At 56.2% G+C, this 12,315-nt stretch carries 12 protein-coding genes; 2 read left to right on the forward strand and 10 right to left on the reverse strand.

The window, feature by feature from the left end; all coding sequences use genetic code 11:
* Positions 1 to 43: 43 nt before the first annotated feature.
* Positions 44 to 2,152 (forward strand): FAD-dependent 5-carboxymethylaminomethyl-2-thiouridine(34) oxidoreductase MnmC, encoded by a 2,109-nt coding sequence (mnmC, locus tag AAGQ96_RS14950; RefSeq protein WP_342753936.1) that lies wholly within the window; start codon positions 44 to 46, stop codon positions 2,150 to 2,152.
* 42 nt (positions 2,153 to 2,194) lie between these two features.
* Here the strand turns inward: mnmC and AAGQ96_RS14955 are convergent, their stop codons facing one another.
* The 6 genes from AAGQ96_RS14955 to prmB form a co-directional block, all read right to left on the reverse strand.
* Complete coding sequence (locus tag AAGQ96_RS14955; protein ID WP_147199006.1) at positions 2,195 to 2,476, reverse strand: YfcL family protein; 282 nt, start codon at positions 2,474 to 2,476, stop codon at positions 2,195 to 2,197.
* A gap of 55 nt (positions 2,477 to 2,531) precedes the next feature.
* Complete coding sequence (locus AAGQ96_RS14960; protein WP_147199007.1) at positions 2,532 to 3,074, reverse strand: elongation factor P hydroxylase; 543 nt, start codon at positions 3,072 to 3,074, stop codon at positions 2,532 to 2,534.
* Positions 3,075 to 3,136: 62 nt separating this feature from the next.
* Positions 3,137 to 3,940 carry a sulfite exporter TauE/SafE family protein gene (locus AAGQ96_RS14965; RefSeq protein ID WP_342753938.1) on the reverse strand — a complete coding sequence of 268 codons (804 nt, stop codon included), beginning with the start codon at positions 3,938 to 3,940 and terminating at the stop codon, positions 3,137 to 3,139.
* Positions 3,941 to 3,949: 9 nt separating this feature from the next.
* Positions 3,950 to 4,771, reverse strand: a complete 822-nt coding sequence (gene mepA / locus AAGQ96_RS14970) for a penicillin-insensitive murein endopeptidase (RefSeq protein WP_342753939.1) — start codon at positions 4,769 to 4,771, stop codon at positions 3,950 to 3,952.
* A gap of 4 nt (positions 4,772 to 4,775) precedes the next feature.
* Entirely contained in the window at positions 4,776 to 5,861 is a 1,086-nt protein-coding gene (aroC, locus tag AAGQ96_RS14975) for a chorismate synthase (protein WP_342753940.1), read from the reverse strand.
* Positions 5,862 to 5,873: 12 nt separating this feature from the next.
* Positions 5,874 to 6,806 (reverse strand): 50S ribosomal protein L3 N(5)-glutamine methyltransferase, encoded by a 933-nt coding sequence (gene prmB / locus AAGQ96_RS14980; RefSeq protein ID WP_147199011.1) that lies wholly within the window; start codon positions 6,804 to 6,806, stop codon positions 5,874 to 5,876.
* A 175-nt stretch (positions 6,807 to 6,981) separates the two neighbouring features.
* On the opposite strand from prmB, the gene smrB reads away from it, so the two are divergent.
* Complete coding sequence (gene smrB, locus AAGQ96_RS14985) at positions 6,982 to 7,533, forward strand: endonuclease SmrB (RefSeq protein WP_147199012.1); 552 nt, start codon at positions 6,982 to 6,984, stop codon at positions 7,531 to 7,533.
* 32 nt (positions 7,534 to 7,565) lie between these two features.
* Here smrB and sixA read toward each other — a convergent pair whose 3' ends face one another.
* From sixA to AAGQ96_RS15005, 4 genes are all read right to left on the reverse strand, one after another.
* The gene (sixA, locus tag AAGQ96_RS14990; RefSeq protein ID WP_147199013.1) at positions 7,566 to 8,048 is read right to left on the reverse strand and encodes a phosphohistidine phosphatase SixA; all 483 of its coding nucleotides are present in this window, start codon (positions 8,046 to 8,048) and stop codon (positions 7,566 to 7,568) included.
* Between the two features lie 171 nt (positions 8,049 to 8,219).
* Entirely contained in the window at positions 8,220 to 10,373 is a 2,154-nt protein-coding gene (gene fadJ, locus AAGQ96_RS14995) for a fatty acid oxidation complex subunit alpha FadJ (RefSeq protein ID WP_342753941.1), read from the reverse strand.
* Complete coding sequence (fadI, locus tag AAGQ96_RS15000; protein WP_342753942.1) at positions 10,373 to 11,683, reverse strand: acetyl-CoA C-acyltransferase FadI; 1,311 nt, start codon at positions 11,681 to 11,683, stop codon at positions 10,373 to 10,375. Before fadI ends, fadJ begins: the two co-directional genes overlap by 1 nt.
* Before the next feature lie 165 nt (positions 11,684 to 11,848).
* The gene (locus tag AAGQ96_RS15005) at positions 11,849 to 12,145 is read right to left on the reverse strand and encodes a YfcZ/YiiS family protein (protein WP_342753943.1); all 297 of its coding nucleotides are present in this window, start codon (positions 12,143 to 12,145) and stop codon (positions 11,849 to 11,851) included.
* Positions 12,146 to 12,315 lie beyond the last annotated feature (170 nt).

Consider the following 12,315-nt stretch of genomic DNA (forward strand, 5'->3'; position numbering starts at 1 on the left):
GGTGGTTACAATCGCAACACCGCAGGATAACTGAGTTTTTGCCGTGAAAAGCGCCCCAATTGAGCATGCTGAACTGAACTGGAATGAACAGGGTACACCTGTATCCCGAACCTTTGGCGACGTCTATTTTTCCAATGAAAACGGACTGGAGGAGACGCGACATGTCTTCCTGGCGGGCAATGACCTGCCCGCTCGTTTTATCACGCATTCACGGGCGCTGTTTGTCACCGCCGAAACCGGTTTTGGTACCGGATTAAACTTTTTGACGTTGTGGAAGGCGTTTGACCAGTTTCGTGCAACCACGCCAGACGCAAAGCTACAGCGTTTACACTTCATCAGCTGTGAGAAATATCCGTTAAGCGTTAGCGACCTTGCCAGTGCGCATGCCTGCTGGCCTGAACTGGCCGATTACGCCGCCGCGCTGCGGGACCAGTGGCCGGTCGCGCTGCCGGGCTGCCACCGCCTGTTGTTGGATGGCGGACGCGTAACGCTGGATTTATGGTTTGGCGATATTAATCAGCTTATTCACACTTTTGATGACAGTCTGCAAAATCAGATAGATGCCTGGTTTCTTGATGGCTTTGCGCCGTCGAAAAACCCCGATATGTGGACGCCAGCGCTGTTCGCCTGCATGGCAAAAATGGCCCGTACAGGCGGCACGCTGGCCACCTTTACCTGTGCCGGATTTGTTCGCCGTGGCTTACAGGAAGCCGGTTTTACCGTTGCTAAACGTCCCGGGTTTGGCCCTAAACGGCATATGCTTTCCGGGGTGATGGAAGAAGCGCTCTCCCCCCGATCTCAAACCCCCTGGTATGCACGCCCAGCGGCTAAAGAGACCGATTTTACTGCCGGGCCTGGCAATTCGGAAGATGCTGCCGAGCCGAATAACGCTGAAAGTACTGCGCCTGGCGAACACGCAGGCAGTGCGGGTGGAAGCGATATCTCAATAATCGGCGGCGGCATTGCCAGCGCGCTGCTGGCGCTGGCGCTGCTGCGGCGCGGCAAATCCGTTACGCTTTACAGCGCCGATGCACATTCTGCTCAGGGCGCTTCCGGCAACCGTCAGGGCGCGCTTTATCCGCTGCTTAATCATCATGACCCGGCGCTGGCACGTTTTTTCCCTGCCGCCTTTACCTTTGCCCGTCGCCTGTACGATCGCCTGCCGGTCGATTTTGATCATCAATGGTGCGGCGTCACCCAGCTGGGCTGGGACGAAAAAAGCGCCGATAAAATTGCCAAAATGTTGACTATGCAGCTGCCGGAAGAGATTGCCCGCGCGGTTAACCAGCAGCAGGCCGAAGCGCTATGCGGCGTGGAAACCGGTTGCGGCGGCATCACTTATCCGCTGGGCGGTTGGCTTTCCCCTGCGCAGCTAACGCCTGCGCTGTTTGCTCTTGCCCAACAGCAGGGATTACAGATTCACTGGCAGCATAAACTGACCACGCTCGTGCCTGACGAGTCCGGCTGGCTGCTGGAATTTGTTGATCAACCTGCCCGCCATCATACCAATGTGGTGCTGGCAACCGGGCATGCACTGACCGATTTTGCGCAGAGTGAAGCGCTCCCTGCCTATGCGGTTGGTGGACAGGTCAGCCATATTCCCACCACGCCGGCACTGGGCGAGCTGAAACAGGTGCTGTGCTACGACGGCTATCTGACGCCGGTCAATCCGGCTAATCAGCACCACTGTATTGGTGCCAGCTATCATCGCGCCGACCGTTCAACCGCTTATCGTGAAGAAGATCAGCAGGAGAATCGTGACCGGTTGCTGCGCTGCCTGCCTGAAGCCGACTGGCCCAAAGAGGTGGATGTGAGTGAAGGCAGCGCTCGCTGCGGCGTACGCTGCGCCACGCGCGATCATCTGCCGATGATTGGCCCGCTGCCGGACTATGCGCGCACGCTGGCGCAGTACGCCACGCTGGCACAGCATAAGGATGAGGCGGAAGATGCGCCCGTTCATCAGGGGCTGTTTGTTCTGGGCGCGCTGGGTTCAAGAGGATTATGCAGCGGCCCGCTGGCGGCCGAAGTTCTGGCAGCGGAGCTTTGCGGCGAGCCGATCCCGCTGGATCGCGATACGCTGGCGGCCATGCATCCTAACCGTTACTGGGTTCGAAAACTGCTGAAGGGAAAAGCGGTGAAGACGGCGAGCTGAGGTAAAAACCGGGTTCAGGCGGCACGACTGCCGCCTGATTATTCAGGAAGGCTGGCGTGCCTGAAGGAAAAGGTTGTCCCACATGCCGATGACCAACGCCTGATCGCGCGGGGAGAGCTCTCCGGCATCAATGGCGTTATGCAGGCTTTTCTGTACCTGAATCTGCAACGCTTCCGGCGTGTGTTCGCCAGACTGTTCGATCTCAGCCACGGCCAGCGTCAGGTGGCCACGCAGATAGCCACTGGCGAACAGCTCATCATCACTGGCACTCTCCACCATGTCGTCAATCAGGGCCAGAATACGCGCTTCAAATTCATCGATCATACAATTCCTTATTCCTTTACGTCGGGCCGTGGAAGCTGTGCCGCTATCGGCAGGCTCAGAGATCTTCCGGCCACGGAAACTGCGCTGCATTCAGCGGGGGTGTGGCGTAATAGTGACAAAGCGCCGCAATAAAACGCGCGGGCCGTGGCGGAATACCCTTTTCCAGGTGCGCCATGACCTGGGCATGCACTTTACGCTGGAACGCGATGCGATCCGGCTCACAATCGCCATTGAGATTGTCACAACTTACATTGAAGGGAAACCCTGCCGCAACACAAAACATCCATTCCAGTGACTGTGGCTTAACTTCCACCGCTTCAAACTGGCTTTGTGTCATCGCATCACGGCCGTCAGGACAGTACCAGTAGCCAAAATCCACCTGCTTGCGGCGCCCGGCGCCGGCAATGCACCAGTGTGAAATCTCGTGCAGCGCGCTGGCGTAGTAGCCATGCGCGAAAACGACACGGTTGTAATCCAGCGCTTCATCAGCAGGCAGATAAATCGGTTCGTCGTCGCCCTTTACCAGGCGCGTATTAAATTCTTCAAAAAAGCAGCCTTCAAAGATGTCAATCAGCTGCTGATAATGGTGAGCAATCATAGTTATCTTCTGCAAATACTCGCGCCATAAGAGCGGCGCGCCGGTGAGGCCTTGCGGCAAATTCAGTTAAACAGGTGATGGCACCAGGCCGCTATGGCCGCGCCGTGGCTGTCATAAAGCAGTTTCGCACTCATCACTACCGAAACCGTGACGACCATCGGGCGGATCAGTTTCTGTCCCCGACTGAGTACCAGCCGGGCGCCCATCCGTGCGCCGCAAATAGCGCCGATCAGCATCACCAGCCCGGTTCCCCAGATCACCTTGCCGCCAAACATAAAGAACAGCAGGCCGCCAAGATTTGAGGTGAAGTTAAGCACCTTGGCATGCGCGGTAGATTTCGCAAGGTTAAAGCCGCAGAGTGTGATAAACGCCAGCGCATAAAATGAACCGGCGCCCGGGCCAAAGAAGCCATCATAAAAACCGACACAGCCGCCAGCGACCAGCGCAAAAGGCAGGCCATGTAAACGACGATGGCGATCGTCTTCCCCTACTTTCGGCATCAGTAAAAAGTAGAGTCCGATACCAATCAGCAGCAGCGGCAGTACCTGACGTAGCAGGCCCGGCTGGATGTGTTGGATAGCAATCGCTCCACTTACCGCCCCGATAAAGGTCATGGCGATATTGAGCTTTTGTTGGCGAAGATCCACCGCTTTGCGTCTGACAAAATAGAGGCTGGCGGAAAAAGAGCCGCCGACCGACTGTAGCTTATTGGTCGCCAGCGCCTGTGCCGGTGAAAGCCCGGCAGAAAGCAGCGCAGGCACCGTCAGTAACCCGCCACCGCCCGCAATGGAATCAATAAATCCGGCCAGCATGGCGATGAAAAACAGCAACCCAACCAGCAGCGGGCTTACCACAAACCAATCCATCTTTATTTCCTAAAGCAGATGTTTATCCAGCAGCGCCTGACAGGAAGGCGGTAACGGCGGTGGTTCACGTTTTACCGGTTTACCGGCCGGTTTCGGCGGTGCAAACCAGCTTTGCAGTTCAGCGCCACAGCCATCGCCAGGTGGCGGTGCGGGCTGATCCTGACATTCCAGACTGCCTGAAGGGCAACGCAGGCGAACATGCATGTGCGCACGATGCCCAAACCACGGGCGCACCTTACGCAACCAGTCACGATCGGTGCCCGCATCGGCACAAAGCTGCTTTTTAATCGCTGGATTGACGAAAATGCGTGTAACGTCATCATCTTTCGCCGCCAGTTTGACCAGACTGTCGATTTCCGGCTGCCAGTGACGTGACACGACGCTTTTACCGTCCGCAGTGACTAAATCAAGCGGCTGTGGTTTCAGCAGCATCTGCGGCGTCCAGCGTGTTTTGGGCAGCTGTAGCCAGATATCCACATCCAGCCCGGTCTGATGGCTGGCGTGACCGCTACTAAAGCGTCCGCCTGCCGCCATCCCCATATCGCCAATCAGCACTTCCCCCAGCTGCAAATTATGCACCTGCGTACTGAGCCGTTGAATAAAGAGGATGAGGTCAGGATGGCCATAGAAACGACGCTGATCCTGGCGCATCACCTGGTAAGCCGGCGAATTGAGCGGCAGTTCCTGCGCACCCACGATGCAACCGTTGGCGAATGCGCCTATCGACTGCGGCGCTCCGCTTACCGGCTGACGGATGGATTGCCAGGGCGTAGCCGCCAGCGTGAAAGCACTTACCAGCAGCGCACAAAGGGCGATCGGCGTCTTTTTCATGTTTTTACCAGCGAGGAATGTCCGTGTGCACGTCAGCGTTTTGAGCGCGCTGGCGCAGTAAGTGATCCATCAGCACGATCGCCATCATCGCTTCCGCGATCGGCACCGCACGGATCCCTACGCAAGGATCGTGGCGGCCTTTGGTGATCATTTCCACTTCTTCACCTGAACGATTGATCGTTTTGCCCGGCACGGTGATGCTGGAGGTCGGCTTCAGCGCCAGGGTGGCCAGAATCGGCTGCCCGCTGCTGATACCACCCAGAATGCCGCCCGCATGGTTGCTCTGAAAGCCGTCAGCACGAATTTCATCGCGATGCTCGCTGCCGCGCTTGTTCACCACGGCAAAACCGTCGCCAATTTCAACGCCTTTTACCGCGTTAATGCTCATCAGCGCATGCGCCAGATCGGCATCAAGACGGTCGAAAACAGGTTCACCCAGGCCAACCGGAACATTCTCTGCCATCACCGCCACTTTCGCGCCAATGGAGTCACCCTCTTTTTTCAGCGCGCGCATCAGCTCATCCAGCGCTTCCAGTTTGGTCAGATCCGGGCAGAAGAACGGGTTCTGTTCAACCTGTTCCCAATCGGCCAGTTCACAAACCACGTCGCCCATCTGCGCCAGGTAGCCACGGATTTTGATGCCGTGCTTCATTTCCAGGTATTTTTTTGCAATCGCGCCAGCGGCAACCCGCATCGCGGTTTCACGCGCGGAAGAACGCCCGCCTCCGCGATAGTCGCGCAGGCCATATTTCTGCTCGTAGGTATAATCGGCATGGCCAGGACGGAAAACGTCTTTGATGGTGCCGTAATCCTGTGAACGCTGATCGGTGTTTTCAATCAGCAGGCCAATGCTGGTGCCGGTGGTTACGCCGTTAAAAACGCCGGAGAGGATTTTAACCTGATCGGGTTCGCGGCGCTGCGTGGTATAGCGCGATGTGCCAGGACGACGACGATCGAGATCGTGCTGCAAATCAGCTTCCGTCAGGGGAATGCCCGGCGGAACGCCATCAACAATACAGCCGAGCGCCAGTCCATGAGATTCTCCAAACGTGGTCACGCGGAAAACCTGCCCAAGAGTATTACCAGCCATGACTACCTCTCCTTAGTCCTTATAGATGCTGAAGTGATGCTGGGCATCGACAATTTGCTGACGGGTCAGCATAAAGACGCCATCGCCGCCGTTGGTGAACTCCAGCCAGGTGAAAGGCACATCCGGGTACTGGTCGATCATGTGCACCATACTGTTGCCCACTTCACAAATCAGCACGCCCTCTTCGCTCAGGTAATCCGGCGCACAGGCCAGAATGCGGCGAGCCAGTTTCAGGCCATCACGGCCTGCGGCCAGACCCAGCTCGGGTTCGTGCTGGTATTCACCCGGCAGATCGCCCATGTCTTCTTCATCAACATACGGCGGATTGGTAACAATCAGGTCGTAAGGGGTTTTTGGCAGCTCGCGGAACAGATCGGCGCGGATTGGCGTCACGTTATGTTCCATACCGTGCGCTTCAATATTTTGCTCGGCAACCGCCAGCGCATCGGTGGAGATATCCACCGCATCTACTTCAGCGTCCGGGAAGGCGTAGGCGCAGGCGATGGCAATACAGCCGCTGCCGGTACACATATCCAGGATATGCTGCGGTTCATGAGGGATCAGCGCGGCAAAGCGCTCATTAATCAACTCGCCGATTGGCGAACGCGGCACCAGCACGCGTTCATCAACGTAAAATTCATGACCGCAGAACCAGGCTTTGTTGGTCATATAGGCAACAGGAATGCGTTCGTTGATTCGACGGATCACGCGTTCAACGATGCGGTGACGTTCGCTGGACGTGAGGCGTGCAGCGCGCATATCTTCCGGAATATCCAGCGGCAGATAGAGCGTGGGCAGCACCAGCTGGACAGCTTCATCCCAGGGATTATCAGTACCGTGACCGTACCAGATATCGGCAGCGGCGAAGCGACTGACCGACCAGCGAAGCATATCCTGGATGGTGTGCAGTTCACTGACTGCCTCATCAACGAAAATTTTGTCCAATGTGCCCTCCAACAGGCCAAACTCAACTCGGCAGCTAGTTTGCCATGAAGCTGACGATAATCCAGCGCGCAGGCATGAAAAAGCTGACATTTGTTTAAAAGCCGGTAAAAGACAAGGTAGACTGTGGTGAATATTGCTGAATATTCTGGCCGTTTTGCGCCGCCATGAGAACGAAATGAGTAAAAAACAGAATCTGAGCACTGAAGATCAAGCGCTGTTTCGCGGCTTAATGACCGGCACCCGAAAGCTGGCTCAGGACACTATTGTCCATAAGCCGCCGCGTAAAAAGATCTCGGAAGTTCCACAAAAGCGTCTGCTTTCAGAACAAATGGATGCCAGCCACTATTTTTCTGACGAATTCCAGCCGCTGCTGGCGGATGAAGGTCCGGTGCGCTATGTCAGAAGCGACGTCAGTCATTACGAGTTGAAAAAACTCAGGCGGGGAGACTACACGCCAGAAATTTTTCTCGATTTGCATGGATTGACTCAAAAACAGGCCAAAGCGGAGTTGGGAGCGTTAATTGCCGCCTGCCGACGCGAGCATATTTTCTGCGCCAGCGTGATGCATGGCCACGGTAAACACGTGCTGAAGCAGCAAACGCCGCTCTGGCTGGCGCAGCATCCGATGGTGATGGCTTTTCATCAGGCGCCGAAACTGTTTGGGGGCGATGCCGCCCTGCTGGTGCTGATTGAAGTGGAAGAGTGGCTGCCGCCGGAACTGCCGTAGGACGGGCCGGGATACCGGCCCACAGAAGGGTCTTACATCGCTTTTGCCAGCTTCGCGGGGCTCACCTGCCAGGCAAGCCGCCCACAGGCGCTTTCCACATCAAAATCGACGCAGGCAATCGCAGAGGTCGCAAACATTGGCGGCGCTTCCTGCGGACAAAGTTCGGAAACCAGATAGCCCACCAGAGGCAGATGTGAAATGACCAGCGCGGACTTCACGCCTTCTTTTCCCAGCGCCTGCAAATAACAAGCCACCAGTCCGGGATCGCCGCCAGGCGTCAGTTCCGGCAAAACGTCCTGTTCCGCAGGCAAGATTAGCGCTTCACGTACCGTTGCCAGCGTCTGTTCCGCACGCAGATAGGGGCTGACCAGTACTCGTTCGATATCTATTGTCTGGCCGTTTAGCCAGGTCGCCATCTGGCGTGATTCATCACAACCGCAATGAGTCAGAGGTCTTACAGAATCACTGGCTGCATCAAGTGCCGCATCGCCGTGACGCATAATGAAAACTTGCATAATGCACCGCTGTTGTTAAACATAAAACGCCGGAAAACACCGCCTTCCGACTCTTCACTCAGAGAATGAACGCTGTGTTGTACCCCAATGCTTAAAGCCAAGTCAACCGATTGTTTACTTAATGAGCGCCATCCGGATGAAGGCCAGTAAGTCCTTTTGTCGAAACGAATTCTAACCCGCTGAATCGGCGTGGGTATTGATTTCCTGCGCCGATTTGTAAAAGGTTTGTCGGGAAACGGCCCGCTGGCGTAAAGCCTCACAGGGGGTAAATCGCTCGCCGTGAGCCTGTGCCAGCCGTTCTAATATGCTCACCACCTGCCCAGCCCCCAGCCGATCGATATAGCGAAAAGGGCCGCCGAGAAAAGGAGGGAAACCTATGCCAAATACCGCGCCAATGTCGCCATCACGTTCACTGCGAATCACGCCTTCATCCAGCGTTCGCACCGCCTCATTCAGCATCATCATCACGCAGCGCTGAGCAATATTTTCGCCGCTCAGCCGTTTGCGTGGGCTGAGGTTGAGCAGCTGATAAATTGTGGGGTCAACGCGCTTCCTGCTTTTCCGCCCCGGGTATAAATAGAATCCCCGGCCGTTCTTACGCCCCTTGCGATTATCGTTCAGGACAGCATCCAGCGCTGACGGCGCTTTAAAACGCTCGCCCAGAGCCTGCTCAAGCACCGGCATGATATGGGTGCCGACATCAATACCGACTTCATCAAGCAGCTGCACCGGCCCAACCGGGAAACCAAAATCCATCAGGGCTTCGTCAATCGCCTCAATCGGCTCGCCTTCCAGCAGACAGCGCATCGCCTCAATGATATAGGGCGCCAGAATGCGGTTAACGTAAAATCCGGCGCGATCGGCAACCACAATCGGTGTTTTACCCTGCCTTTTTGCCAGCGCAACCGTGGTGGCAATCGTTGCCGCGCTGGTTGAAGCATGAGGGATCACTTCCACCAGCGGCATTTTATCAACCGGACTGAAGTAATGGAGACCGATCACGTTTTCCGGCCGCCTGGCGTGCGCCGCTATCTCGCCAATCGGTAGCGAAGAGGTGTTGGAAGCAAAAACAGTCTGTGCTGACGCGTTGGCTTCCACTTCCGCGACCATTTTCTGCTTCAGCATCAAATCTTCGAATACGGCTTCGATAATCACGTCACGTCGACCAAATCCCTGGTAATCCATTCCGCCGCTGATGCGTGCCATTTGCCGCTGTCTTTCGGCTGGCGTCATATGACGGCGCGCGACCTTTTTGCTGAGCAGATCCCAGCTATATTTCAGCGCGGGGTTAATACCCTGCGCGTTGATATCTTTGATCCTGACCGGCAGTTTGCCACGGCTCGCGGTGACAAAAGCGATGCCGCCGCCCATTAACCCACCGCCGAGCACGCCGATAGCGTTCAGCTCTCGCGGTTTTGCCTCGGCACCCAGCTCTTTCTTCATCTGCGTGGAGGCAAAAAAAAGGCTGCGCAGCGCCGCGGATTCTGGCGTCATCGCCAGCTCGCCAAAAGCTTTCGCTTCTGCGGCATAGCCTGCACTGCGACCATGATGCAGGCCGGTACGCACCACGGAGAGGATTTTTTTGATCGCCGGATAATGACCCCGGCTTTTTGCCTGCGCCCGTTTTGCCACCAGTGAAAATAGCAGCGCCCTGCCCGCAGGCCCATTTAACAAACGTTCACGCAGCGGTAACGATTTGCGCGGCCTGCGCCCTTTGAGCACCATGCCGATTGCCGTTTCCAGCAGAATAGTTTGCGGCACAACGTCGTCAACCAGCCCCAGTTTTAAGGCTTGCTTAGCCCGCAAGGTTTTTCCGGTGAGTAATAAATCCAGCGCATGAGACGCGCCGATCAGCAGCGGCAGCCGCTGTGTGCCACCGGAACCCGGCAGCAGGCCGAGCTGCACTTCGGGCAGCCCGAGCCGGGTTTTCTCATCCAGCGTGCAAACACGTTGATTACAGGCCAGTGCCAGTTCAAGACCGCCGCCTAAACAGGCGCCATGAATTGCCGCCACCACCGGCACCGACAGCGAAGCGATCTCCGCCATCACGCGCTGCCCCTGTTTCGCCAGATCTTCCGCTTCCCTTGCCGTCTGACAGGCTGCAATCATGGTGATATCCGCACCCGCAATGAAAGAATCAGGCTTGCCGGAAATAATTACCAGCCCGGCCAGTTCAGGATTGCGACGCGCCTCGTTAATTATTGCTTTGATCTGACTGATAAACTCAGCTTTCAGCGTATTCAGCTTTTCGCCAGCAACGTCTACCGTTATCACACCAATGTTGTCCAGCCGCATGCTGAGAGTAAATGCAGATTGCGTCGCCATTATTCCGCCTCCAGAACCATGGCCGCGCCGAGGCCCCCTGCGGCACATGCCGTCACCAGCCCAAGCCCGCCACCACGGCGTCGCAGCTCATTAAGTGTCTGGGTAATCATTCTTGCTCCCGTTGCGGCAAAGGGATGTCCGTAGGCGATTGAGCCGCCCAAAACATTAAATTTTTCTTCATCGACCTCGCCTAACGCATGAGGACGATTGAGCACTTCGCGGGCGAAACGTTCGTCGGCAAACAGGTTGAGATTGGTCAGCGTTTGCGCAGCGAAGGCTTCGTGCATATCGATCAACGTCAGATCGGCAAGCGTAAGGCCTGCCCTGTCCAGCGCCAGCGGCGAGGCGTAGGCAGGTCCCAGCAGCATATCCTGCCAGACATCCGTCGCCGTGAAAGCATAGCTGCGCAGATAGCCTAACGGCGTGATGCCCAGCGCTTTCGCGCGCGATTCAGTCATCATCACTACTGCCGCTGCACCGTCAGTCAATGGCGTGCTGTTAGCGGCGGTAACCGTGCCATATCGCCGATCAAAAGCCGGCCGCAGTCTGGCATATTCTTTCAGATCGGAATGGGTGCGGATGCTGTTATCTCTTTCCAGCGCCTTGCGCCAGGGCGGCACAAACGCGGTCATGACTTCTCCGGCCAGTTTGCCTTCGTCCCAGGCACGCGCTGCGCGGACATGAGAACGATGCGCCAGGGCATCCTGTTGTTCGCGGGTAATACCGTAGGTTTTTGCCATTTGTTCCGCGGTATCGCCCATGCGTAGTCCGGTAGAGTACTCCGCTACGGCAGGCGGCACAGGCAGCAAGTCGCGTGGTCGTAGCTGGCTGAACAGCGTTAACTTTTGTGAGAGCGTTTTAGCTTTATTGAGGTCGACCAGCGTCCGGGCTAATTTTTTACTGACGCCAATGGGTAACACAGAAGCAGAGTCGACACCGCCAGCCATGCCCGCCTGAATAGTGCCGGCCAGCAGGCTCTCCGCGACGTTCGCCACGGCCTGGAAGCTGGTCGCGCAGGCCCGGCTGACGCTGTACGCATCGGTCCGCACGCTTAACCCGCTACCGAGCACGATCTCACGAGCGATATTGGGGGCTTCAGGCATTTGTACTACCTGGCCAAAAACCAGTTGCTCAATAATTTCCGGCGCAATTTCGCTGCGGATGAGCAATTCACTAATTACCATTCGGCCCAGCTCTACCGCAGGAATGCCGTGTAGTGCCGTAGCCTGACGGGCGAAAGGCGTTCTTAAACCGTGCGTAATCGCGATGCGTTCGCCCTGACGGGTCAGTAACGGTTGCGCTTTGATCATTCCTGCCACCTGTATCAATCCGGGCATCATTGCCAAAAGAGGTCTGACCTGACTAATGTTAACCAGATTTTTACATTTTGCGCGTTAAGAAAGGAAAATTGCGAAGGAAGACACGCTTAAGGCGACAGTGAGCGAGAGAGACTCGCTCACTGCAAAGAGAAGAACTTAGCGCAGACCGAGCTGGAAAATCATCGTCTCAGCCTGGCAGCTAAAGGTGAAATCGACATCCAGCTGTACGCCGCTGGGCTGGTCGCTAAACCGTGCGTCAATCTGGCAGGGTTCAGACTCTATCTGACGCGCTTTCCCGGTCAGCTGTTGCAGAACGGCTTCTGCCTGCTGCCGAGTTTCATACAGCTGACTCCACGATGCGGTGCAGTCGGTATTGTCCATAATGGTTCCAACGTCCACACAGCAGCAGGCAGCGGTTTCGTTAGCGCTGCATTTTTTTATGGCATGAGTCATAGGATTCTCCGGGAGGCCAGTAACGGCATGAAGTTAAAACATTGCCAGCAGTTTACGCCGCGGTTTTTTTCTTGTCTGGCAATCCGCTAAAGAAAGCACGCTAAGTCGTGAATATCAGGGTTAAATTTGATCTTAAACAAGTTAAACTCCGCTGCGCTAAAACATAGCAA

Source organism: Pantoea sp. MBD-2R, from assembly GCF_039134845.1.
Classification (GTDB): domain Bacteria; phylum Pseudomonadota; class Gammaproteobacteria; order Enterobacterales; family Enterobacteriaceae; genus Erwinia.

Bases quoted from the DNA above. Each gene is read 5' to 3' on its own strand.
- AAGQ96_RS14955 (WP_147199006.1), bottom strand. From the start codon at position 2,476: ATGATCGATGAATTTGAAGCGCGTATTCTGGCCCTGATTGACGACATG.
- AAGQ96_RS14960 (WP_147199007.1), bottom strand. From the start codon at position 3,074: ATGATTGCTCACCATTATCAGCAGCTGATTGACATCTTTGAAGGCTGC.
- AAGQ96_RS14965 (WP_342753938.1), bottom strand. From the start codon at position 3,940: ATGGATTGGTTTGTGGTAAGCCCGCTGCTGGTTGGGTTGCTGTTTTTC.
- mepA (WP_342753939.1), bottom strand. From the start codon at position 4,771: ATGAAAAAGACGCCGATCGCCCTTTGTGCGCTGCTGGTAAGTGCTTTC.
- aroC (WP_342753940.1), bottom strand. From the start codon at position 5,861: ATGGCTGGTAATACTCTTGGGCAGGTTTTCCGCGTGACCACGTTTGGA.
- smrB (WP_147199012.1), top strand. From the start codon at position 6,982: ATGAGTAAAAAACAGAATCTGAGCACTGAAGATCAAGCGCTGTTTCGC.
- sixA (WP_147199013.1), bottom strand. From the start codon at position 8,048: ATGCAAGTTTTCATTATGCGTCACGGCGATGCGGCACTTGATGCAGCC.
- fadJ (WP_342753941.1), bottom strand. From the start codon at position 10,373: ATGGCGACGCAATCTGCATTTACTCTCAGCATGCGGCTGGACAACATT.
- fadI (WP_342753942.1), bottom strand. From the start codon at position 11,683: ATGATCAAAGCGCAACCGTTACTGACCCGTCAGGGCGAACGCATCGCG.
- AAGQ96_RS15005 (WP_342753943.1), bottom strand. From the start codon at position 12,145: ATGACTCATGCCATAAAAAAATGCAGCGCTAACGAAACCGCTGCCTGC.